We start from the raw sequence: 22,459 nt of genomic DNA on the forward strand, positions 1-22,459 counted from the left end.
GCCTGCTCTCTAACTCCGGTCAGTACAGGTGCGAATTGAGCGATTTCACAGCGTTGGGTGGCAATTACGTCGTTGCCGCAACGGCGAGTTGTGAAAAGTTTTCGAAGACTCGGTCGGCAGTAACATCCTCAAACGAGAACCGTGCTGCTTGCCATCCGAAGTCGGTAACGAGGTCATCTCGGTGTGAGGCTGTAATCTCTGGGTGGAACTGAACAGTCCAGAGTGGTGCCGTCCGGTGGCGAGTCCCGAACACGCGAGCGTGATCAGCTGAGGCGATGACCTCCATGTTCTTCCCCGGTTCTGTCACGACATCGCTGTGGAGGGAGACGACGACCGGATCGACGCCGTCGAACAGCGGATCGTCGGCCAGAGATGCTTCAACGAGTGCCGCAGTCGTTCCTTTCTTCTCGACGGTGCCACCGAGTGCCGAATTGGCCACTTGATGGCCGAAACAGACGCCGAGGGTCGGAATTTCTTGATCGACGAGGTCGCGGACGAGAGCCTTCTGATCGCCGATCCACGGACGGCTATCGGCCTCATAGACGGCAGCCGTGCTCCCGGTCAAAACGACGGCGTCTGCCTCGTCGAGAGAGACGCGTTCGCCCGCGACGAAATCGATCTTCTCGGCGGTAGGAAACCGCGCCGCCACCGCGTCACAGTGATACGCACATTCTGGATCTACCTCGTTGTGGACCACATACAAGTCCAACGAATCCGTATTAACAATGGTCACGTGTTCCAGTCTTCCTGTTCGAGAGACCTTAGATTTTCTACTTGATACTTACCGGTCACTCGTTACGACTATCCAGCCTGTTACCTCGCTCTTCTGCTTTGCCCAATCAGTAATACATGACGAACGCATAGCAATAGTTAATAAATTATCAATATTACAGACGGATAGTGATGAACACCCAGCCCTCCAATAATGGCCTGCTCGGCATGGTAGTGTACCTCCTATTCCTGCTCGATACGGTAGTCGTTGGACCACTTGAAGCAATTCTCGGTCTAGGCCTCTATTGTTCAGAGGTGTCAGCCGTACGGGTGCTAGAGTGCTCGTGGAAAAGTGGTAGATTCAGGCGGTACAGTTATTGAGGCGGCGTCTTATCCCTATGAGTGTTGTCAGGAGAAGAATTCGGAATACAGGGGGTATCTTTCGCATGTAGTGGGGACAGCACCGACGATAACTGTCCTACAGAGAGAACGAGCGCCGTAGAATCTTGCTGCTACTCTCTGCTGTTTCGTTGGGCAACGTATTCGCGCGTTTCTCCTTGCAATACGTACTCCGTTTGCTGAAGGTCTGTAATCGACCCCGAACCGGTGACGAACATTGCTGTCTGCAGCTCGGCGATCAGATCTTCAACCCGTTCAATGACAGCGTCGGGCCCGTCAGTGGCCGGTTTCAGGAACGGTTTTGCCAACCCGCCGGCGAGTGCACCTATCGCGATCGCTTTTGCCACGTCCAATCCCGTCCGCACACCGCCACTCGCAACCACGCAATTGTGTTCGGCGGCACACTCGATCGTGCTTGCAGCGGTTGGAATTCCCCACTCTCGGAACAGGGTGCCGATGCGTTTCTGTCGCGGGGCGTTCGCCGCAGCTGCACGGTAGGCTTCGATTCCGGACCACGTCGTGCCGCCTTTTCCAGCGACATCGATCGCGTCAACCCCTGCCTCGGATAGCTTTCGGGCAGTCTCTCCAGAAATTCCGTTGCCTGTTTCCTTGACGATGATGGGCACCGAGAGATCCTCAGCTACTCGTTCGATAGCAGCCAGACAGTTCCGTCCATCAACGTCGCCCTCAGGTTGAACGGCTTCTTGGAGGAAGTTCAAGTGGACTGCAAGCGCGTCTGCCTCGATCATCTCAACTGCGTGCTCGACCATTTCGATGTCGTACTCCCGAAGCTGTGCAGCGCCGAGATTTCCGTAAATGAACGCATCGGGCGCGGCATCACGGACGACAGTATACGATTCGAGGACGCTGTCATCGTCAAGTTCGAGGCCGGCCCGCTGACTCCCCACCCCCATAGCAATGTCCGTCTCACCGGCAGCGCGGGCCAGTGCCCGATTAATTTCCGTGGTATTGTCATGCCCACCAGTCATGCTCTCGATGAAGATTGGGGCGGATAACTCGTGTCCCAGAAATTCGATGGACGGATCAATAGCGTCGTAATTGAGTTCCGGAAGCGCGTTATGGACGAGTTGTACGTCTTCGAAGCCCGTTCCTGTGGTTTCAACGTCTCGGTCCTGAACGATCCGAATGTGATCGTCTTTTCGATCTTCAGTCTCCGACGAGCGCTGCTCCGTCATTATTCTACCTTGCAAAAGAAGTGGGAAAACAGTACTGTTGTATTGATTCGACTCTGTCCAAGGTATCCCTGAAATGAAGATGTGTTCGTGCCTGCTACGCAGGCCAACTGACCACCTGATTCACAGCGTCATTAGCGAAAGAAAACCGTTCTCGTCCTGCGTCTAAACAAGGCCGAGAGGGTGTATTTAGCAGAGCGGCATCTACAGATGATACCTTTATCGCCTGTTTTCACGTTAATCGGATGAATGAGCGAGAATCATACGGACGAAACGACCGGTACGCTTGTTGTTGGAACGTTTCTCACGCTCGATGGCGTGATGCAGGCACCGGGTGGTCCTGACGAGGACCGTGACGGCGGTTTCGAACATGGCGGTTGGTCGGTCAACTACTGGGATGAGCAGATGGGCGAAATCATAGATGGCCAGTTCGCCGAGGTCGATGCGCTGCTGCTCGGCAGGAAGACGTACGAGATCTTCGCCGCGCACTGGCCTCACGTTGATGCGGAGGACGATCCCATGGCGACGAGGATGAACAGTATGCCCAAGTACGTCGCTTCCAGAACTCTCGACGCGGTGGAGTGGAATAACTCGACGCTCCTCTCGGACGACGTCGCGGAGGCCGTCGAGGACCTCAAGAAGGAGCGCAGGGACGTGATTATGACGCAGGGGAGCCACGACCTGATCCAGACGCTGCTCGCACACGACCTCGTCGACGAGTTCTGGGTCTGGATCTTTCCCCTGGTCGTGGGGGACGGGAAGCGGTTGTTCGGGGGCGGCACGATTCCCGCGGCCCTCGAACTGACGAATGCCGAGACGTCGAGCACGGGAGTTCAAATGCTCCGATATGAACGAGCGGGGGAGATTGAGTACGGCTCGTTCGCATTGGACGATATGACGGAGTGAGAGTGGTACGGTCGCAGATATAATCATCAGCGAATTTTTGCCCGTAGGCCGTGCAAGATACGCGCCTTATATCTCGCAAACCTTACTCAATCTATCCAACAGCTGCCAGAAAACGCGTGCGAGATATAGAGAATGGATGACAAAAAGCAACTAAAAAAGAAGAGACACGCCTACGAGCGCGCAAAACGCGAGTACGAGAAGTATAAGCAGAAGTGTAAGAACGCGTCCTGATTCGGTCGAACAACCGACCCTGGGTCGCATTCGACCGCGCTGACCGTGGCGTCGTCTCGAAAAGTTCTTTATTTCTAATTATATCGATTTCATGAACCAAATATAATTTTTGGATTAAAACTCTATTGGTGATGATGCTGAGGATAGACCACCGCCCGAGAAACAAGCAATTTTCCCACAATAAGCGATTTGGCGTAGTAACACTCGTCCCCGAGAAAGGCTTAATATACTATCCATAGAACATGTATTGTAATATCTACTGAAAATCACGTCTCAACCCCACCAGATCCAGAGGAGACGTTCAACGATTTACTCACGTATGCCGAACTCCTCACGACCCCACAGCTTGCTCGCCTCTATATCTATATTCTGCAGCATGGGCCGGTCACAATCGACGAAATCAAGGACGGGCTCGAGATGGCCCACTCGACGACCTACAAGTACATCGGGCAACTCGAGGAAATGAACATCGTTACTCGAAACGAAGACGAAACTCCAACAACGGTCGCCGCAACGCCACTCCAGCTCGAAATCGACGGTGCCGATGGTGAGTTCCTCGCGACGCCAGCCGTAATCGATGCTATTGGGCGACAGCTCGAGAACGACGATATCCGCGTCTTCGTTGACCGACAGGGAGTCGCCAAATTAGCCGCAGCCGTTCACTATACTCGCCGCATTATGGCCGGTGAACTCTCCCAACGGACCGCCGCAAACAAACTCGACGTTCACCCAGTAGAGGGGATGACTGTCTTCGCTGCGCTACAGGACGTCATTGAGGACGCAGCGGCGTACGATCCGTATCTCGACCTCGCTAAGTGTTGGCTGAAGAATCGATTCCGAACGACAGCGTCGTCATCATTGACAGCAGTGTGCTGTTCGCGATGGGTGGTCCCTCAAACGAGAAGTACCAAGCATTCGAACGCTATGTCCAGCGCCAGAATCTGACGGTATACGTGCCCCAGCAGGTAGCTGAGGAATTAGGCGAAAGTCCAGACGCATACGTCTATCAGCGTGATCGATTGAAGGCTGCACAGGATGCTGGGTGGCTGCAACCCGGCGAGATAGACTTCACTCTGGCTACGGTCTCCGATGTTGTCGACAAAACCAGACGTCGAATGCTTACACTCTCTGCAGTTGGGATTGGAGATCGAGCAACAGTGGTCGAGGGACGGGCGCTACTACAGGCTCTCGTAGAATAACTGGTCTTCCTGCCTCAGTAGTCACCGCAGCCGTTCTCACATGCCGGGGTGCAATCTACTGGATGCTAGTCGCGACTGGTGGGGTTTCGGTGTTTGGTGTCCGGGCGATTCAATAGCCGTTTGTGACTAAACGATCCCGAGACAAGACCGCTATTTGACTTGTCTGCCCTACTCATTTGTATCTTCCATTATTATGGAATACTGATGGGACCACTCGAAATCAGCGGCCGAATATTGGCTGGACTCCTTCTCATCGGATTGAACGCATTTTTCGTTGCCACCGAATTCGGCCTCACCCGCGCTCGGCAGTATCCCAAGTCGGAATTCGATACTCCCTCACTCGAACTCGCCTGGGAGATGACCGAGGATCTTGAGTTCTATCTCACATCGTGTCAGATCTGGATCTCTGGAACGAGTATCGCACTGGGAATCGTCGCCGAACCAGGCTTAGCAGCGTTATTCGAGCCGCTGTTCGAAAATACAGCACTTGCATCAGTCGGTGCTGGCTCAATACTTGGGTTCCTCCTCATTAATCTGATCCATCTTACCCATGGCGAGCAGACACCGACATACCTCGGTGTCGAGCGGTCGAAGCAGGTCTGCAAGTACGGCGCACGACCGCTGTACTGGTTTGCCAAGGTGCTCACCCCGGCGATTTGGTTCGGCGACTGGGTTGCAAAAAAGACCCTTGGCCTGTTCGGCATTGAGATGACAGGCGCCTGGCTCGAGACCGAACAGGACGTTATCGAGTCTCGAGCCGACCTCCGAAATCAACTCGGCTCGGTCCTTAACGAAGGAAACCTTTCAGACGAACGTCGCAAAGAAGTGATGAATGCCTTCCAGATCGGCGAGCAGTCGATTAGTGAGTTGATGGTTCCGCCCGAGGAGTTTGTCGTACTGTCAACCGAAGACGATCCTGAAGAGAACTTTCGAAAGATGGAGGATCGCCCGCTGACCCGCTATCCACTGGTCGGCGAGGAACTGACCGATTTCCAGGGAATCATATATACACCGGTTCTTGTCAGACATCGTGAGAAGGTGGCCGATGGGAACATCGACTTCGCCGAACTGGCAGCGCCACCAATGACGCTCTCTCCGGATGTAGATGTTAGTGACGCAATTGATCGGTTCCAGATGGAAGACCAGGAACTCGCGCTCGTGATCGAAGACGGCGACGTCGTCGGACTCGTGACCGTGACAGACCTGCTCGAAGCGGTCATGGGAGATGTTGAAGATCCGCTTGATCAGGAGAAACCCAGCTCACTCAACGAATAATCTGTTGTGTTGAATAGGGGGTACGGCGTCAGGGTAGGTGTGCTACACCCTCGGATTAGAGGGTGAAGGACAATATCTCAGAAATTAATCTTCATTTTCCATCAGGTCAGATAAGTACACTATCTACAGCTACTAAACGAACCTGCCTACACTACACGAATTCCGGACTTTCGACCGTAACGGTCTAGCCGTTTTAATAAGAATAATAACTAATTTTATCCTGATGACAATCACAGAAACGGTTTTGTCGGATTAATCAATGTCTTTGAGTGGTATGAATCGGCGAACCATCCTCAAGACAGTTGGTGGGATCGCGGGAGCAGGTACGTTCGGCCCGAGTATCGTGAGCGCAGCCGAGCCGTGGCCACGGGAGGAGACGCAGCTGTGGTACACCCACACGGAACTGCTGACCGAACTCGACCATCTCAACCGGCATGCGACCGTCGACCTCGAACCGATCGGCGAGAGCATCGAAGGGCGCGAACTCGTCGTCGCGACGGTCGGCAACGGCGACACGGATGTTTTCATCGTGACGGAACAGCACGGCAGCGAGCCCCACCCGACGAACGCGATGCTCGAGGAACTGCGACACCTGTCGACGGCCGGCGGATACGCCTCGAAGGTCCGCGAGGAACTGACGGTGCACCTGCTGCCGATGCTCAACCCCGACGGCGCGATGCGCAACCAGCGCGAGAACGTCGACGGGTACGATCCCAACCGTCACCACGACTACGAGCCCGGCTCGGACGATAACCCTTCGCCGGAAGCACAGGCGATGATCGACTACGTGACGGATATCGAGCCGCTGTGGGTGGCCGACCTCCATATCCAGGGTGGGCCCTGGCCCGACGAGAAGGACAACCCGGGTGATTACATCACGTCGTCGAACTTCTGGTCGAGCAACCCGAACGTGGAGCCAGCCGTCGTCGACCGCGCCAAGCAGCTCAACGTCGCGATGTGGGACCGCGTCGAGGAGTTCGCGAACGCCAAGCTCTCGGTCTTCCCCGGTGGGACGGGGGCTAATATCGCCCGCAACGCCTACGGGCTTCGGGGGTACAGCACCGTGCTGAACGAGCTGGGCGCCAGTCACGCCTACGAGGGACTGAACGGACAGTTCATCCGACAGTGCCGCAAGGAGAATCAGGTTCTTCTCGAGGAGACCGCCGACGGGACGGCGTTCGATCGCGACCCCGACCGAGTCGAGGAAATCCCGGTGCGTCCGGACTGGGACGAGATGGGCGATTGGCCCTGGGAGCAACGCACAGCGTAATCCGGAGCCGGTCAAGATCAGTGGTCTCACGGGCCTCGAGACGCTCACCTGGTTGCGTTGCCCGATACTGCCCGGAAGCGTGACTCGAGCGCGCAATGTGGAGTCGGGAAAGAAAGCGTGATGGCAGTCCAGACAGTTCCTCCATAAGATACTTCCAGTACAGTTGTCGGAACGGATCGGTTAGTCGTGGGTCTCGTCCGTGAGCAGTCGTCGGCCGGAGCTCGTAGACGACTCTTAGTGGGTCGTCCGGAGACACCAACTGTCTCTGGAGGGAATTCGCAGTGACCGATTTTCTTCCACCGGCTTGCCTGCCGACTATCGGCGAACCGTGGGCCCGAGAATCCGGGCGGGCGGCGAGACGACTCACGGCCGGCCGACAGCGATCGACTGGCGGATCGCATATCTGAGTTCGCGGACATCCGGCCGGCCATCGGAGAGCCAGACGAGCCCCGCCAACACGACGATGCCGAGACTGACGAAGTCCGCCCCGACCGGCTCGAGCGCAACGATGGAGGGATAGGCGTCCAGCAGGATGTCGGCAGTCTGGCCGAGGACACCCCCGGCTCGCCGGCCCCGTCGGCGCCACCACCCTCGCCCGTTGTCTCCCTCGAAGACTCGTATGTGACGAGCGGTCAGAGGATACTTGCCGGGCTCACCGAGCCGCTCACGGAGATGGCATCGGTCGCCAGATGCGAGACACCCCGCCGGTGCTGTCCCGGTGCGCCACCGCGCGTAGCCGGCGTACAGCAGGTACGCAACCGCGGCGTGCTCCCACGGGCCGGCCGGGTCTTCATCGTGGCGCAGTACTCGCCACGCTTCGTCGAGGAACTCGTCAGTCAGTTCTCCCCCTCAATACCGACCGATGCATCGAGGATGTCGAGGAGCAGTCGTTGAATCCGACTGTAGCGCTCGGCCGTCGTGATCATCTCGACGACCTCGTCGTTCAGAAACCGGTTCCCGGAGCGATTTAATCGCGATTCGGTCCCGTTGCTCTCTCCCCTATACTTTCTATATCTCCCAATAGTTAAAATTAGATATCAATTTCAATATCTATGAATATTATAAATGTTCAAATAAATTTCTTACGTCTCGAATATTGGAATGGCGAATAATATCAGCGAGGTCGCTCGACGACGATTCCTGCAGGGAACTGGCGCGGCCGTGACCACGACGGCGATCGGATCGACCGCAGCCGCGAGCGACACGAAGGAAGACGAGCTGACGAACGAAGCAAAACCAAGGAAGACCAACCGAACCGAAGGGCCAGAGCTCATCGCCCACCGGGGGTTCGCCGGGAAGTATCCCGAGAACACGACAGTGGCGGCGAAGGGGTCGGCGCGAGACGGCGCGGATATGATCGAGATCGACGTCGTCCCGTGTGCCGACGGCAAGGTTGTCGTCTTCCACGACGACGGCCTGAGCGAGCGCGACGGTGGTGACAAAGGCCTCACCGACGTCGGCGGGCTCGTCTGGGAAACCGACTGCGAGTCGGTCCTGAACGCCGAGGTGCTGAACTCGGGTACGACGGTTCCTACGCTGCGCGAGGTCCTGGAGGCCATTCCGGCCTCGGTCGGCGTGAACATCGAACTGAAGAATCCGGGCTCGAGCGACCTGCGGTTCGCCGAGAACCTCCACGGCAACGAACTGGCGACCCAGGAGGAGATCTGGCGGCCGTTCGTCCAGAACACGCTCGCCATCGCGGACGACTATCAGAACGAGATCCTCGTCTCGTCGTTCTACAAGGCTGCCCTCTCGACAACCCGCGAGACGGACCCCTCGATACCGATCGCGTTCCTGTTCTGGGACGACATCGAAGCCGGACTCGAGATCACCCGCGAGTACGACGCCGAGGCGCTTCACCCGCCGTACAATCTCGTCCAAGGGTCGCCGTTCTTCGAGGACGATTATGCGGGTGGGGAGGGGCCGTACGCCGACATCGATCTCGTTGAGGTCGCCCACGAGGAGGGCCGTGAGGTGAACGTCTGGACGATCCAGACGTGGTATCAGGCGACGCAACTGGCCGATGCGGGCGTCGATGGCCTCATCGCCGACTACCCGGATCTACTCTTCAGGCAGCCCCAGTAGCTCCGCGTATTCACTGTGGTTCGGGGGGAGATTGTACTCCCGTATATTTACCAGCGGATGTTGAGCGCGGGGAATACGCAGGTAATCCGTGCCTCTGGCCGCTTGTTCCCCCTAATCGGCCTTCCGTCTTATTTCGCTGCAGATTCCCCGCTGCTCGACCTCTCGAGGCACCGCCTCGCCGTTCACAAAAAGAGCGAACGGAAGAACGGCCACTTATACACCGAACGGCGGGTTCTGCTCCCGACCGACGCCGAACTCCCCGGCGAGTCATCTACCGGCACCCCGGAGACGGCTGACGTCCACGGCTGAGGCTGACCACGGCACAAGACATTGCTCGAGAAAGCCCACACTCTCACGGACGATCCACGAGACACTGGAAGCATGGTTGTACAAACGGGTCACGTAGCCGTGGTCCTTGCCTCGATCGGTCGTCGGTCCAGACTCGAGACCACTCACAGCGGTTCATCCGAAGACACCAGTTGTTACTGATGGGTGTACTCCTCGACCGAATCGTCCGGTCACGACTCACGGAATGTAGGTGGAGAGTTCTCTCAGTAGAACCGCAAATCTATCGCGAGTCTGTAGTGGAGCCTCAACGGGCCATCACAGCGATTGCCCAGCGAAGCACACACGTAAGTTCGCGGACGCCTGGGCGCCCATCATGGACCCAGACGAGGCCCGCCATCCCAACGATCCCGAGCCGGACGAGAACCTCGCCGGTTGGCTCGAGCGCGACCAGCGACGGATAGGCGCCGAGCAGTATGTCGCCGGTTTGGGCGGCCGCCGTGCTGTCGCTCGCAGCGGCATCCGTCGCCGACTCGTAGCTGACGAGCGGCCAGAGCACGGTCGCAGGACTCGTCGACCCACCCGGATACAGGGAAACGGCATCGGTCGCCAGATGCGAGAGCGAGCCGATTGTGAACGCGACTCCGAGCGGAGTCGCCTCGTGACGGCGGGCAACGGCAAGCACCACGAGCGCGAGCGGGACGGCGACGAATACCGAATGGGCGAGCGAGCGCCCGCTCGGGATGAGGGCAAACTGCCAGGCCAGCGGTTTGTCGAGTAGGTCGGGCAGCTGGGAGGCAAAGAGCACGACGAGCACCGCCCATCCCGCCGGTGCTGTCCCGGTGCGCCACCGTGTGTAGCCGGCGTACAGCAGGTACGCGACCGCGGCGTGCTCCCACGGGTACACGGCATGTCGTTGCCCGTCGTTGTATATGGGCGCTTCGTGTCGTGGCTCGGGCGAGACGTGCCGCGTGACCACCGTCGACCGGCGGAACTGGCTGAGACCAGAACTCTCTGTTACCGCCCGTATATTTTCAGGCCGAGCACCGTCGGAGCAGCCGCCGAGCCGCTCAGTCGAGTGTGCCGTTGACAGATCGACCGCTGTCACCCGAGCGTGATGCCGGTGATCGATCTGCAACGACACCTAGCGATCCGTAGAGTCCGATATCGTCTCCGAGCGGTGTGAGCCGGATCGCAGGCCGATCGACGAAGAGGAACTCGTCGAGCGAGCTGTCGATCCCCTCGAGGAGCCACTCGGAGTTGTTGAGGGCCACCCCACCGCCGAGGGTAATGAGCCCCGGGTTGAACGCGTTACAGATCGCCGCGATCCCGACGGCGTTGTACCGGCCGACCTGTTCCAAGCACGCCTGGGCGAACCGGTCGCCCCTGTCGGCCGCGTCGAAGACGGCCGGCGCTGCGAGGTTGTCGCCGGCCGCAAGCGTCTGTCGGAACTCACTGTCGCGGGTCGAGTCGGCCCAGTCCTCGTCGGTACTGAAGCGATGGCACACGTAGTCCGGGATGCCACGCCCGGAGCAAAACGCTTCCCACGCACCGGTGACGCCGGTACTCTCGAGGTCGCTGTCGGGGGCGACGGGAATGAGGCCGAACTCGCCGGCCTGAGCGCTGTCACCACGGAGAAGATGTCCCCGGTCGACGACGCCGCCGCCGATCCCCGTGCCGATGGTGAGGTGAATCACACAGTCGTGGTCCTCCCGCGCGCCGAAGTGCCACTCCCCGAGCGCTGACGCGGTACAGTCGTTCTCGAGGTAGATCGGCAGATCATACTGTCGTTGGAGCGGCGCTCTGATATCGACGTGATCAATGACGTCACCGTCAGGCGTATCGAGCTTCCGGATTTTCCCGGTTTCGGCGTCGATCAGCCCCGGGGCCGAGATCGAGACCGCATCGAGTGCAGCCGTGGCCTGTAAGTCATCGATCGCCGCCCCGAGTTGCGCCGCGAGCTGTCGTGGCTGTGTCGATTCGACGACGATGTCAGTCAGAAAATCGCCGGCAGGAGTAGCGGCAGTGTAGCGAAAGTTCGTGCTGCCGATACTGACAAGTCCGATAAAATCCATACTGGAAACACTGCTGTCCCGTATTTAGGAATTGCTCTCGATCGCTGTCCGGTGTACCGTCTCGACCGAAGAGGAACCCTATTGCCGGTGCACTGGCAAACCTCCGTCGGCAGTCCAAGCCCTGCAACGTGCTGCCGAGAGGACCGTCACTTCTGAAGGTGCATCTCCTTGAGAGGGATCATCTTTGTCGATTTTGCAGTCAGTGCGTGAGGTCACACACTGAGTGATGGACGCCGGGTTTCAAAATTTGTAGAGCGTTGAACTCGGCAGCTATGTACTCGTCATGAGCATCGCACCGGCTGCGCCGGTTATTTTGGTTCCTACGAAACCGCACCCGTAAGCGTCCAGCACTCGATCACCGCCGCTCTGGTACGCTACGCTATCACTGGCGACGTGCCTTCGAATCCCGCACAGTGGCCCGCGGCTAAGCCGCGTACGTGCCCACTGTGTGTGACACCCGTTCAGTTCAAACCGCTACAGGCTGCACGACCACCGGCTCACCGAATCACGACAACTGTCGTCTTGCCGCTCGCAGCCACGATTTCAGGATAACACCGACGAAATCACGACGTAGCCGACGTACAGGAGGAGGGCCAGCACGGCGATCGACACTACCGTACTCACGACCCACGTCACGAGCCCGAAGACGATCGCGACGAACTCGAGGAGGAGCCACAGTGCGACGAGGCCGATCACGCCGAGCCCGACGATGCGCAGCATACCTGTCATACGTACAATGTTTGAGCGAACCATTATGAGTGTTTGTGCCGGCCCCTGTCGAACCGGCCCTACCCCTACTGAGTCCGGTGTACGATCCCTCTCGCCGAATCGGTCTCTGAGCAGCGGTCGCTGGCCGGCGCTCTGTAGTGCCATCCTTGCAGCCGGCATCTGGGACGCGCGGTACCGACGATACCGACGATATCCGCCGCTCGAAGCGATCACACTACCCGAAACCAAAAGCAGACCCTGTCTGCTACTGGATCCTATTCGACGGTCACGCTCTCCGCCATATTTCGTGGTTTGTCGATCGACCGGCCCAGCCGGTTTGTGACCGGTCCGAGCCCAGCTGCAACTGGACGGTCGCCAGCACCGGCGTCAGCTGCGGATGGGTCGTGGGCACCTCGAGGACGTGGTCGGCGTACCGGCCGCCTCGGGTGCGTCGGTCACTGCGACGACCGATATATCCCGGAGCGATCCGAGAGACGGACTGATCGCCGGTGTTCACCCAGTTACCGCTTGGGCTGGGAGTCGGTCGCCGGCCGCTCGCGGATCGCTACGCCGATCGGTCCCGTCCGTATGCTTATTGCCATACGTTACCAAGGAGAACACATGAAACGGCGACGCTTCCTCGCGACATCCGCAACCGTCACCGCGATCGGGCTCGCTGGCTGTGGGGGGCCAGACGACGAGGACGGCGGCGATGACGATGGTGGCGGGTACGCGCTCACTGAACCGGCGTCCGGGGAAGCACCGGCACACGCCGCAACGACGCGGTGACAGCACCGTCCCGAGTCCGCTCGAGTGCGCCGGACGTCGACCGGTCTGGAGACTCAGCCGGCCGACGAGGTCAGTGAATTCGGTTCCGACTCCTGCCGATTGATCGGTGCAGTTCAGGAGCTACCCGCCGTCACAATCAGCGTTGAACGACCGTGGCGCGCGTTCGATCATCCTCGCTTCAGCCCGGCCGTCGCTCACCGTACGGAACCGGCTCGGAGTCCACTTCGACGAGGTCGGCATCGTCAGCGCGATCGGTCCACGGGAGGTCGGAACCGCGACTCTCGTTTCCGTCCTTCTCGATCACCGACCGCTTCAGGATCTCAGTTTCGACGACCCGGTCGGCCGGCGCGACTGCCCCGCCGTCAAGGGGCCGGACTCGTCCGATCGGGATTTCGGTTCGGGTGTAGAGGTGACGGCTGCCGTCGACCGACCGCGGCGGCCGAACGGATGCGCGGCCGACCCGCAGAGGTTTATTCGGTGACGGAAAAGGAAGCGTATGTCCGACCCCGACGGTGGGTGGATCGCGCTCTTTTCCGGCGGCAAGGACTCCTCGTGGGCGCTCCACCGGGCGCTGGAGACCGGCCGTGACGTCCGCAGACTCGTAACCGTCCATCCGCCGGCGGACTCCCATCGGTACTACGCGCCCGCGACGCCGGTAAGTCGGCTGGCCGCACAAAGCATCGGGCTCCCTGTCGTCGACGTCGGACTCCCCGCCGTCGACATCGAGCCTCCCGACATCGGCGGGGACATCGCGGCTGCCTCGAGTGCGAAGGGCGACGCGGCACTCGAACCCCTCGAGTCCGCGCTCCGGACGCTGGACGCCGAACTCGAGGGCGGCGTGGGCGGTGTCGTCGCCGGCACCGTCGGGAGCGAGTCCCAAGCCGCTCGACTCCGGTCGATGTGCGACCGCCTCGAGTGTGACTTCTTCGCGCCGCTGTGGCGGGCGGACCCGCGTGGGCTCGCGGCGACGATGATCGAGGCCGGCCTCGAGATCGTCGTCGTCGAGGTGGCGGCGCCCGGATTCGACGAGTCATGGCTCGGCCGCCGTCTGGATCGCGACGCCCTGGCTGATCTGGAGGAACTCCACCGCGAGTACGGCGTCCACCGCCTGGGCGAGGGCGGGGAGTTCGAAACGATCGTCACCGACGGTCCGCACATGTCGCGTCCCGTCGCCCTCGAGTTCGAGCGGGAGTGGTACGGCACCTGGGGACGGGTGCGGGTCACCGACGCCCGGCTCGACACACCCGGGGCAGCGGAAGCGCGCCGCTGATTGCGTCGGTCGTCGACACCTGTAGCGCGAACTGTGCGGCCGGCGGGCTGTCGACGGCGCTGGGGCGACCACGTGCTCAGGGATCTGGGAGTTCAACCCACTCTGTTCCCGTCGCGGTCTCCAGGCGCTCTAGAAACCGTTCCGTGAGGGTGGTCCCAGCTTCCGCCGATTGTGGTAGCGCGTCGAGGACTTCGATCGAAACCCGTTCGGCAGTCTTCAAGTCACCCTCGTCCACCTCGATATTGAGAACCGCGCTTCTGAAGATGACGAGCATCCGCTCCGTATCAACGATGAGATGATCGAATTCCAGCAGGTCGAGTGCCGCACGGAAATCAACCGGGGACGTCAGGTGATAGGCCGCCGCTGGCTCCTCATCCCGCATTACTGATGAACTCGCGGTGGTGGTATAAGAGTGTCCGGGTGCCCCTCGATCACCGTCGCCGCCAGTATCACGTCCCGACAGGGGACGGAGTCGATATGCCGGCCTTTCGTTCGAGAGTAGCGGGAGAAAGTATCAACATTCCCACACACCACGTCGAGGTGGTCGTTGTCGATTTGCACGCCCGCTGCGCCGATCGCTTCGAGAGCTGTCGAGCGAGGTTACGCGGCACGAACTCATCGCTCGGATTGCGCGAATGCCCGTCGATCGCCGCTGACTGGTCCGGCGTCCATAGCTCCGCCGGATGAAAGGGGGTCGACTGGGCGTGATTTCCCGGACCACATCGCTGCGGTTACAGATAGCCGAACAGCGGCATTGCGAGGCCAACGATCCATCCCAGCAGGCCGATGCCGAAGAGCACGGCGCCTTCGCCGTCGCTGCGGGCGGCACCCGCCGCGAGCAATCCGAGCGCGATCATCAATCCGAGTCGGTGGAGCAGCAACTGGATCGGGAGCGTCGTGATCCCGATCCCGACGAAATCCAGGACGAACCCGAGACCGAGCCCGACGACGGTGAACGCGAACGCAGACTGGGGCGCCAGCGGTTCTCCGAGCCAGTTCACGACGCGTTGCAGCCGAAGCAACCGGCTCGCCCGTTCGAGCGGCTGGGTGAGCACGGTCGCCGTCACCGGTAAGCCGACCGCCAGTATCGGGTAGAGCACGACGATGAACGCCTGCGGCGAGATCCACGGTACCGCTGCCTCCGCGGCGAGGCCGGCGCTCCGAACGCCGAGAACCAGTCCCGCGAGCGCCCCGACGAGGATGAACCCGCGGCTGTTCAGATACATCCACTTGAGCAGGTGCCGGGTCCCGCGCACGAGCCCCCGCGCGGTTTCGCCACCGAACAATCCGAGCAGGCCGAGTGTACTCCAGGCCACGATGGGGGTAACGGTCGCCAACTCGACGGCTGAGAGCCAGCCGTCGTTCCAGCCTCCGTGCGTGCCGTGATACTCGCGTCGGACTTCCTCGACGTAGGGCTCGTCGAGAAACTCCGCCTCGAGCGTGTTTTGCGACTTCTGGATGTCAGTTACCGAATGTCGAAGCCGGAACCAGTCGAAGTACTCCTGGTGCACCTGGAGCGCCGTCCAGTCATCGTGTTCCGTCGTGTACGCGCGGATGTGGTACCGGCTCCCGAGGTACGTTCCCGTGTGGAGTTGGTAGCTCTCCTCGATCCAGACGCCCTCGCCGCCGTGCGGTTCGGTGTCAACGTAGGTGTACCGCGTCGAGCCGTGGGCGTCGTCCCACCGGATCGGATCCTCCGCGTCCTCGTAGGCTTCCGGTTCGTCCTCCGCTTCGGGATCGATTTCCTCCCACTCGAGGTCTTCGTGGGCGGCGAGCGTCCGCTGGACGCGCTCGTCGGAACCGTGGATGAGGAGGTTGATCGCGAGCGTCCGTTCGTCGGTCGATCGGTCGCGGCTGGTGTACGGCCAGACGTAGCTGCCGTTTTCCTCGGGTTGTATCAGCCGGTCGCGATCGGGCGTCTCGGGCTCGGTCGGCTCGGTCGTCGGATCGATCACTCCGCCGGCCACCAGATAGCTGGCGGCGAGGACGAGCAGCCCGAAGAGCAAGAGACGGCGGCGATTCATCGGCGTGCCCGGCTCATTCCTGTCGCTCCGTCCCCGGCTTCATGGACGGTGCCGTTCTCGGGACGCGCTCACTGTTGTGTCCCCGCCGGGCGAATACGAGGCTGCCGGTCCAGCCGATCACTGCTGCGTATCATTCGTCGTGGTATGCTTGACTGTAACTCGGATCGAATAATCAAGCACGTGCTTGCAATGCACGGCGAACCGAGCTATTGTGAAAATGCTCCAGTACTCCTCGGGAGGTTGCAGATGAGACGTACTGAATCGTCGCCGTTTGGATGGTCTTGGAGGGAATCGCGCCGATCCACCCGATTATTTTGTTGGACGGATGATTTTTCACACACCGAGACAAGAACGACCCATGAGCGACGATGACGACCTCGCGGCGGAGGTACGACAGCTCCGATCGGAGGTCGAAGCCCTCCAGGATCGCGTTGCTACGTTGGAGGAGGCGACCGAAACCGGGCCGGCGGCTGAGACCCCTCGTTCTGATAACGAGAGGTCGCGTGTCGACTCCGACACCGCTCCGTCGTCGGAGGAGGCGGTCGCTCCGAGTGCGGATCGTGAGAGCGTTCGAACTCGGGATTGGGAACGCGATCTCGGAGTGAAGTGGTTGGGGCTGATTGGCGGCCTAGCGCTGGTCGTCGGCGTCGTCTTCTTCGTCCGTTTGACTATCGAAGCCGGACTGCTCGGCCCCCGCGGGCGCGTGATGGTCGGCACCGTCGGCGGGTTAGCGCTTGCCGGCGGCGGCCGATTCGCTGCAGAGAGACAGGGCTACGTCCGATGGGGGCGCATTGCGGCTGGTATCGGCCTCGCAATCGCGTACTTCAGCCTCTACGCGGCGTACGGCTTCGAGGCGTACCGGACCGCTATCGGGACGCCGTTATGGATCGTCCTGTTGGCGTTGACTGTACTCGTCGCCGGTACTGCCATCCTGTCGGTCCGGGACCGTGCCCCGGTCGTCGCCGGCGAAGCGTTCCTGCTGGGCTACGTAACCGCCTATCTCGGCCTCGACACTGGAACGTTTGTCGTGACGCCCGCCTACGCATTACTCCTTGCAGCCGGACTCGTTGTCATTGCCAGAGTTCGGCCGTGGAGCCGGCTCGTCGCTACCAGCGTGCTACCCACTTACGGCGTCATCTGGGCGTGGATCGTCGATCTCGATCCAACAGCTCCCCTCGTCGCTGGCGTCGTCGTCGCTGCCTTCGGGATTTACCTCGTTGGCGGGTACGAACTCCGAGCGAGCGAGTTGGATGACCGGTGGCATCGACTTCAGGTCCGATCGTGTACCGTACTCAATGCTGGGACTGCCGCACTCTTGTTCGAGCTGACGGCTCGAGAATGGTTCCCGGATATCTCTATCGAGGGGGTCGCAGTCGGTACCGTCGGGCTTGCCCTCATCGGCGTCTACGCGTTCACCGCCCGGCGACCAGTTCAACGAGACGAGACGGCTGGAACGCTCGCAGCTGTCCTGGTAGCGAGTAGCGTCGTCATAGCAGCCGGAACGTTTACGGCAACAGTTGGTCTTCTTGCGGTGGTCTGCAGCGCGGTTGCTATCGCTTCGCTCGTCGATGCCGAAGCGTTCCGAACCGGTGCCCACATCGTCGCCGTCGGGACCGTCCTCAAGATCCTTATCGTGGATGCCAGGGTACTTCCCGCGGTCGACCCCGCAGATCCGCTGACGGTCGCAACTGGCAGAGCAACCGCGTTCGCGTTGGGAATCGTCGTTTTCTACGGACTCGCGTGGTGGTTCCGGAAGGAACGTATCACGCCGTCGGGCACCGAAAAGGAACTCACGCTGGCTACTCCGTACGCGTGGGCCGGCACAGGGCTCACGATCGTCGTTCTGGGATTGGAGCTCTCTGATGCCGGTGTATCGGTTGCTTGGGCGGTCTTCGGGCTCGTCCTCGTTGGAGTCGGCCTCGTCACTGACGGTCGTGACCTTCGACTTCAGGGTGTCGCTGCCTTCGGTCTCGTGACCGCGAAGGTATTTCTGTACGACACCCGGGATTTAGATATGCTTGCTCGAACGCTCTCGTTCCTCGTCCTCGGGGGGATTCTTTTGGTCGCCTCGTACGCGTATGCTCGCTGGCAAGGCGAGGATCCGCTACATCGCCTCACCAGGGATTAAAATCCGATCAGAACAGCTGTACGTCCAGGAATCGGCCTATAGTGGGTTTCAGAAAGACGTCTCGGTAGAGTAGCGTGCTTAGGTATGCTCGTACGGCGGGATTTCGGCTTCGATGACGTCACCGAGCAACTTGAGTTCGCGGCCGAGAAGGATGACGAAGTCGTCGAACGTGACGATTCCGGCGAGGTTCCCATCCGCATCGGTAGCTGGTATTCGTCGCACGTTCGATTCTTCCATGGTCCGGAGCACGTCGAAGATCCCGCTGTCCGTCTCGACCGTCACGAGGTCCTCGCTCATCACGTCTGCAGCGGTCACCGACGTCGGATCCTCCCCTCGAACGACCACGTTGATCGTGATATCGCGATCCGTCACGATCCCCTGTGGGCGGTCGCCGTCGACGATCACGACACTGCCGACGTTCTCCTCATCCATCAGCTGTGCGACGTCGGCAAGAGGGGAATCTGAGGACGCACTCACTACCTGTTCACGGACGATTGACTTGACTTCAGGCATACACGGTCACCATTTCGTCGCCGCACTTGGTGATCTTCGGCGACAAGAACGACTTCGCGCAACAAAGGGATAAAACCCTCTCGCCGTTAGGTTACAGAAATTCAAGGAGAAAGCCCACGACTACAGTCGCGGGAGTAGTCACCACGGAAGCAACGCCCGCAGCCCGCTCCCCATGGCACCGCCAACGAGACCGTCGATGGCGGTAAGCGACGAGAACGCGAGCACGATTAGTACGACACTGGGCAATCCGAGACCCGATAATAGTGGGCTGACGGGTCCGAGCGAGCTTAGCACCAGCAACGGTGGTTCGTTGTACAAGCCGAGTGTCACACCCATCAACGCCGTGATCGTTCCTGCGATGCCGCCCACAACCGCGCTCGCGATCACCGCGTGAACGATACCGGACGCGATCCGGCCGACGGCGTACGCTGCGACGAATCCGGCGACGGTTCCGCCGCCGATCCGACCGAGCAGCGGCACCATCAACGCGTTGAGGTTGACGAGAGCCCCGACGACGACGGCCGCGAGGATGATCCACTTGTCGATCGCTTCGAGCGAGAACTCTGCCTCCGTAAAATCATACGACTCGTATTCGTGCATGTCTGTAGTCTCCGTCTGAAAGAAATCCCGCGTCGATCGTGCGGATCTGTATCACGATCCCAGATCGCCGGTCTCGCCGACCGTTTCGTCGGTGGTTTCTTCGGTCTCGTTGAGTGTGTCGTCGACCGATTCTTCGGCATCATCGACCGCTTCGGCAGCCGTCTCCTCCGTATCAGTGTTCGTTTCGTCTACCGACTCTTCGGCGTCATCGTCCGTTTCTTCGGTGTCGTTGACTACCTCTTCGGTGATTCTTCCGGTATCATCGACCGTTTCTTCGACCGTCTCTTCAGCGTCGTCGACAGACTCCTCGGCGTCGTCGGCCGTTTCGCTGACTGCCTCTTCGGTATCATCGACCGCTTCATCGGCAGTTTCTTCGGTTTCGTCAAGGGTATCGTCGATCGCTTCCTCGCTGTCATCGACCGACTCTTCGGTGTCGTTAACTACTCCTTCGGCGGTTCTCTCGGTATTATCGACCGTTTCTTCGACCGTATCTTCAGTGTCGTCGACGGTGTCACCGGCCGACTCTTCTGTCTCATCGACTACGTCGTCGGCTGACTCTTCGATGTCATCGATCCCTTCATCGGCGGTTTCTTCGGTCTCATTGATCGTTTCGTCGACGGTTTCTTCGGTTTCGCTGACGGTGTCGTCGACCGTTTCGTTAGCGATCTCTTCGGTCTCGTTGAGGGTATCGCCAACCGTCTCTTCGGTGTCATCGACCGTTTCTTCGGTCGCCTTTTCAGTGTCGTCGACGGTGTCACCGGTCGACACTTCTGTCTCATCGACTACGTCGTCGGTGGCTCCTTCGGTTTCGTTACGGGCGTCGTCGACTAACTCTTCGGCGTCATCGCCCGTTTCTTCGACCGATTCTTCGGTTTCGTCGACCGTTCCATCGGTAGTCTCATTAATACTATCCGATACGCCGCTCGAGTTCTCGTCACCGTCGTCACCCTCGTCGATATCGTAGCCGCCGGCGCTGGGGATCTCGCTATCCGGACCGACTTCGACGTGATATCCGTTCGCCGAGAGCCCGTACGTCGTGATAGCGTCGGCGTTGACGACGACGTTCGTCTGATCGCTGTCGAAGCACTCGCCGCGGTCCGCGAGCTGGTTGAGTCCTTCGTTCTGGCGGTCGATGTGTAGCACTATCGTCGCTTCCGGCTGCGTCTGCTCGAGTTCGACTCGCCTGTCCTCGTCGAGGTAGACGGTGATATCGTCGTAGCTGGCGTTCTGGACGATCACCTGGTTGGTGTCCGCCGTGAGCTGCTGGGCGCAGACGGTGCCGCCCTCGATCGTACCGAACTCGGCCGTGACGAGGTCACGGTCGGATTCCTGCGCGAGTGCTGGCATTGTGCCGATCCCCGCGACGCTGCTGGCGAGGACGACCAGCGCCGCGATGACGACTGTGCGCGTTCGACTCATGTGCCGGTCCAGTCCGTCGCTCGACCCCGGTCTACTCGTTTCACTCGTCGACACCTCCCTGTTTACGGATCTCGGCACCGCCGCGCAACCGCACGGCCGTTTTACTGACGATTCGGCGGGTGCTTTCGCGCAGTCGCGCGACCGCTCTGTCGACTTTGCTGGGTTCCGACGCAGCTTCCTCGTCGCCGGGCTGCCACGCGATACAGAGGTTTCCACCGAGGATCCCGAGCAACATCCCGACGAGCAACCCGCCGAGCGACCCGAACAGCGAGAAGATCGACAGGACGACGCCGACGACGCCGATCATCTCGGCATACTTCGGCTGGTACAGCGCGAACACGCCCGTCACGAAGACGAACACGCCGAACATCGCGCCGATGGCGAGAAAGCCCGCCATATCTCCGCCGATGAAGATGATGTCGGGCAAGATCTGCATCGGTACCCAGGTGATGATAATTCCGGCCAGGCACAGCAGGATACCGCCCAGGAACGGACGCTGGAAGCGCCAGTCGTTGAATCGTTCCCGTCGGCTCCCGGAGCTGTTTTCGGTGGCCATCAGTGATCACTCCTCGTAGGACACGTTGACGTCGAGACCGGGGAGAGTGATCTCGTTAGAGGCCAGATACACCATCTCGATCTCTGCGTCCTCTTGTACCATGCCGGGACCTTCACCTTCGATGTCGGTCAGTTGTCCCTTTTCGGGCTCGGCGTTCTCACCGGCCGTCTGTTGGAACTGCTCGTTCGGATCGTCGCTCTGCTGGGCGTTGATGACCTGTCCGTTGAACGTCGCCTCCTCTGCGCTCTGTCCGGTCATCTTGAGGTACTGTTCATCGGCCTCGACCGTCTCGTCGGCGGTGAACTCGATCACCATGGAGCCGCTGAGCCCGGGTAGTGCGTCGACGGGCTGTTCTCTCGTCAGCACCATTTCGTCGATTTCGACGCCTCGCTGTTCGACGACGACGACCGGCGTCGTGCCCTCGTTACTCTCCCCCGCCCCCGGGTAGAGGAGGAACTCCTCGGATCTGATCTCCTCGGCTTCGACGGTGAAGCCGCCAGCGCCGGCAAGCGGTGCGGCGTACGCGGTCCCTGACGACACGACGATGAGGCCGACTAACGCGACCATCAGAAACGATGCGCCCGTTCCCGTCAGTAATCGCTTCGTATTGTACATCGTATCACTCCTACCGAGGGTTATTCTCACAGACTCGACCTCTTCCGGCCGTGGCGGTACAACTCCGTTTCCGACTCGGTTGGTGAACTGAGTTATCTCTCATGTCACAGGTACACACCTACCACGGTTTTGCATGATCTTTCCTCCTTGAATACGGGGTTGTTTTTATACAAACCAGTTATATTAAATATATTTGATTAGTGTACTT

The 22,459-nt window shown here is 60.0% G+C and carries 20 protein-coding genes and 1 pseudogene; 8 read left to right on the forward strand and 13 right to left on the reverse strand.

The features are described from left to right. Positions 1-64: 64 nt before the first annotated feature. Both NED97_RS12915 and fni read right to left on the reverse strand, forming a co-directional pair. Positions 65-697, reverse strand: coding sequence for a type 1 glutamine amidotransferase (locus NED97_RS12915; RefSeq protein ID WP_252487436.1), 633 nt, complete (start codon positions 695-697; stop codon positions 65-67). Positions 698-1,223: 526 nt separating this feature from the next. Beyond that, complete coding sequence (fni, locus tag NED97_RS12920; protein ID WP_252487437.1) at positions 1,224-2,306, reverse strand: type 2 isopentenyl-diphosphate Delta-isomerase; 1,083 nt, start codon at positions 2,304-2,306, stop codon at positions 1,224-1,226. A gap of 246 nt (positions 2,307-2,552) precedes the next feature. Between fni and NED97_RS12925 the strand changes: the two genes are divergently transcribed. The 5 genes from NED97_RS12925 to NED97_RS12950 all read left to right on the forward strand — a co-directional run bounded on the left by NED97_RS12925 (position 2,553) and on the right by NED97_RS12950 (position 9,269). Continuing rightward, the gene (locus tag NED97_RS12925) at positions 2,553-3,209 is read left to right on the forward strand and encodes a dihydrofolate reductase family protein (RefSeq protein ID WP_252487438.1); all 657 of its coding nucleotides are present in this window, start codon (positions 2,553-2,555) and stop codon (positions 3,207-3,209) included. A gap of 630 nt (positions 3,210-3,839) precedes the next feature. Next, positions 3,840-4,385, forward strand: a complete 546-nt coding sequence (locus NED97_RS12930; RefSeq protein WP_252490623.1) for a DUF7437 domain-containing protein — start codon at positions 3,840-3,842, stop codon at positions 4,383-4,385. A gap of 458 nt (positions 4,386-4,843) precedes the next feature. Then, positions 4,844-5,914, forward strand: coding sequence for a CNNM domain-containing protein (locus NED97_RS12940; protein WP_252487439.1), 1,071 nt, complete (start codon positions 4,844-4,846; stop codon positions 5,912-5,914). Between the two features lie 274 nt (positions 5,915-6,188). Further along, the gene (locus NED97_RS12945; protein ID WP_252487440.1) at positions 6,189-7,184 is read left to right on the forward strand and encodes a M14 family zinc carboxypeptidase; all 996 of its coding nucleotides are present in this window, start codon (positions 6,189-6,191) and stop codon (positions 7,182-7,184) included. A gap of 1,101 nt (positions 7,185-8,285) precedes the next feature. Further along, entirely contained in the window at positions 8,286-9,269 is a 984-nt protein-coding gene (locus tag NED97_RS12950; protein ID WP_252487441.1) for a glycerophosphodiester phosphodiesterase, read from the forward strand. A 592-nt stretch (positions 9,270-9,861) separates the two neighbouring features. Here NED97_RS12950 and NED97_RS12955 read toward each other — a convergent pair. From NED97_RS12955 to NED97_RS23255, 4 genes and pseudogenes are all read right to left on the reverse strand, one after another. Then, positions 9,862-10,461, reverse strand: a complete 600-nt coding sequence (locus NED97_RS12955; RefSeq protein ID WP_252487442.1) for a metal-dependent hydrolase — start codon at positions 10,459-10,461, stop codon at positions 9,862-9,864. A 163-nt stretch (positions 10,462-10,624) separates the two neighbouring features. Further along, positions 10,625-11,629 carry an ROK family protein gene (locus NED97_RS12960; RefSeq protein WP_252487443.1) on the reverse strand — a complete coding sequence of 335 codons (1,005 nt, stop codon included), beginning with the start codon at positions 11,627-11,629 and terminating at the stop codon, positions 10,625-10,627. 543 nt (positions 11,630-12,172) lie between these two features. Continuing rightward, positions 12,173-12,358, reverse strand: coding sequence for a hypothetical protein (locus tag NED97_RS12965; RefSeq protein WP_252487444.1), 186 nt, complete (start codon positions 12,356-12,358; stop codon positions 12,173-12,175). Positions 12,359-12,612: 254 nt separating this feature from the next. Further along, positions 12,613-12,817 (reverse strand): annotated as a pseudogene (locus tag NED97_RS23255) (glutamine--fructose-6-phosphate transaminase (isomerizing)); the annotation flags it as partial. A gap of 141 nt (positions 12,818-12,958) precedes the next feature. Here NED97_RS23255 and NED97_RS12970 point away from each other — a divergent pair. Both NED97_RS12970 and NED97_RS12975 read left to right on the forward strand, forming a co-directional pair. After that, a complete protein-coding gene (locus NED97_RS12970) occupies positions 12,959-13,126 on the forward strand; it encodes a hypothetical protein (RefSeq protein ID WP_252487445.1) in 168 nt (55 codons plus the stop codon). Positions 13,127-13,622: 496 nt separating this feature from the next. Next, positions 13,623-14,396 carry a diphthine--ammonia ligase gene (locus tag NED97_RS12975; protein WP_252487446.1) on the forward strand — a complete coding sequence of 258 codons (774 nt, stop codon included), beginning with the start codon at positions 13,623-13,625 and terminating at the stop codon, positions 14,394-14,396. 76 nt (positions 14,397-14,472) lie between these two features. Here NED97_RS12975 and NED97_RS12980 read toward each other — a convergent pair whose 3' ends face one another. Together NED97_RS12980 and NED97_RS12985 are read right to left on the reverse strand one after the other, a co-directional pair. Beyond that, positions 14,473-14,778: a hypothetical protein gene (locus tag NED97_RS12980; RefSeq protein ID WP_252487447.1), complete on the reverse strand. Its 306-nt coding sequence runs from the start codon at positions 14,776-14,778 to the stop codon at positions 14,473-14,475. Between the two features lie 349 nt (positions 14,779-15,127). Next, positions 15,128-16,420, reverse strand: coding sequence for a hypothetical protein (locus NED97_RS12985; protein ID WP_252487448.1), 1,293 nt, complete (start codon positions 16,418-16,420; stop codon positions 15,128-15,130). 358 nt (positions 16,421-16,778) lie between these two features. On the opposite strand from NED97_RS12985, the gene NED97_RS12990 reads away from it, so the two are divergent. After that, positions 16,779-18,548, forward strand: coding sequence for a DUF2339 domain-containing protein (locus NED97_RS12990; protein WP_252487449.1), 1,770 nt, complete (start codon positions 16,779-16,781; stop codon positions 18,546-18,548). A 78-nt stretch (positions 18,549-18,626) separates the two neighbouring features. Here NED97_RS12990 and NED97_RS12995 read toward each other — a convergent pair whose 3' ends face one another. The 5 genes from NED97_RS12995 to NED97_RS13015 form a co-directional block, all read right to left on the reverse strand. Next, a complete protein-coding gene (locus NED97_RS12995; RefSeq protein WP_252487450.1) occupies positions 18,627-19,061 on the reverse strand; it encodes a CBS domain-containing protein in 435 nt (144 codons plus the stop codon). Between the two features lie 138 nt (positions 19,062-19,199). Beyond that, entirely contained in the window at positions 19,200-19,661 is a 462-nt protein-coding gene (locus NED97_RS13000) for a hypothetical protein (protein ID WP_252487451.1), read from the reverse strand. 51 nt (positions 19,662-19,712) lie between these two features. Further along, a complete protein-coding gene (locus tag NED97_RS13005) occupies positions 19,713-21,080 on the reverse strand; it encodes a hypothetical protein (protein ID WP_252487452.1) in 1,368 nt (455 codons plus the stop codon). 40 nt (positions 21,081-21,120) lie between these two features. Next, complete coding sequence (locus tag NED97_RS13010; protein WP_252487453.1) at positions 21,121-21,636, reverse strand: DUF6114 domain-containing protein; 516 nt, start codon at positions 21,634-21,636, stop codon at positions 21,121-21,123. Between the two features lie 6 nt (positions 21,637-21,642). Next, complete coding sequence (locus tag NED97_RS13015) at positions 21,643-22,251, reverse strand: DUF6230 family protein (RefSeq protein WP_252487454.1); 609 nt, start codon at positions 22,249-22,251, stop codon at positions 21,643-21,645. Between the last annotated feature and the right edge of the window lie 208 nt (positions 22,252-22,459).

This window comes from Natronococcus sp. CG52, assembly GCF_023913515.1.
Classification (GTDB): Archaea; Halobacteriota; Halobacteria; order Halobacteriales; family Natrialbaceae; genus Natronococcus; species Natronococcus zhouii.

What these genes read in the sequence shown, in the direction of transcription:
- NED97_RS12975 (WP_252487446.1), top strand. Translation starts at nt 13,623, where the DNA reads ATGTCCGACCCCGACGGTGGGTGGATCGCGCTCTTTTCCGGCGGCAAG.
- NED97_RS13015 (WP_252487454.1), bottom strand. Translation starts at nt 22,251, where the DNA reads ATGTACAATACGAAGCGATTACTGACGGGAACGGGCGCATCGTTTCTG.
- NED97_RS12925 (WP_252487438.1), top strand. Translation starts at nt 2,553, where the DNA reads ATGAGCGAGAATCATACGGACGAAACGACCGGTACGCTTGTTGTTGGA.
- NED97_RS13005 (WP_252487452.1), bottom strand. Translation starts at nt 21,080, where the DNA reads ATGAGTCGAACGCGCACAGTCGTCATCGCGGCGCTGGTCGTCCTCGCC.
- NED97_RS12945 (WP_252487440.1), top strand. Translation starts at nt 6,189, where the DNA reads ATGAATCGGCGAACCATCCTCAAGACAGTTGGTGGGATCGCGGGAGCA.
- fni (WP_252487437.1), bottom strand. Translation starts at nt 2,306, where the DNA reads ATGACGGAGCAGCGCTCGTCGGAGACTGAAGATCGAAAAGACGATCAC.
- NED97_RS12985 (WP_252487448.1), bottom strand. Translation starts at nt 16,420, where the DNA reads ATGAATCGCCGCCGTCTCTTGCTCTTCGGGCTGCTCGTCCTCGCCGCC.
- NED97_RS12980 (WP_252487447.1), bottom strand. Translation starts at nt 14,778, where the DNA reads ATGCGGGATGAGGAGCCAGCGGCGGCCTATCACCTGACGTCCCCGGTT.
- NED97_RS12990 (WP_252487449.1), top strand. Translation starts at nt 16,779, where the DNA reads ATGAGCGACGATGACGACCTCGCGGCGGAGGTACGACAGCTCCGATCG.
- NED97_RS13010 (WP_252487453.1), bottom strand. Translation starts at nt 21,636, where the DNA reads ATGGCCACCGAAAACAGCTCCGGGAGCCGACGGGAACGATTCAACGAC.
- NED97_RS12965 (WP_252487444.1), bottom strand. Translation starts at nt 12,358, where the DNA reads ATGACAGGTATGCTGCGCATCGTCGGGCTCGGCGTGATCGGCCTCGTC.
- NED97_RS13000 (WP_252487451.1), bottom strand. Translation starts at nt 19,661, where the DNA reads ATGCACGAATACGAGTCGTATGATTTTACGGAGGCAGAGTTCTCGCTC.
- NED97_RS12940 (WP_252487439.1), top strand. Translation starts at nt 4,844, where the DNA reads ATGGGACCACTCGAAATCAGCGGCCGAATATTGGCTGGACTCCTTCTC.
- NED97_RS12960 (WP_252487443.1), bottom strand. Translation starts at nt 11,629, where the DNA reads ATGGATTTTATCGGACTTGTCAGTATCGGCAGCACGAACTTTCGCTAC.
- NED97_RS12970 (WP_252487445.1), top strand. Translation starts at nt 12,959, where the DNA reads ATGAAACGGCGACGCTTCCTCGCGACATCCGCAACCGTCACCGCGATC.
- NED97_RS12950 (WP_252487441.1), top strand. Translation starts at nt 8,286, where the DNA reads ATGGCGAATAATATCAGCGAGGTCGCTCGACGACGATTCCTGCAGGGA.
- NED97_RS12995 (WP_252487450.1), bottom strand. Translation starts at nt 19,061, where the DNA reads ATGCCTGAAGTCAAGTCAATCGTCCGTGAACAGGTAGTGAGTGCGTCC.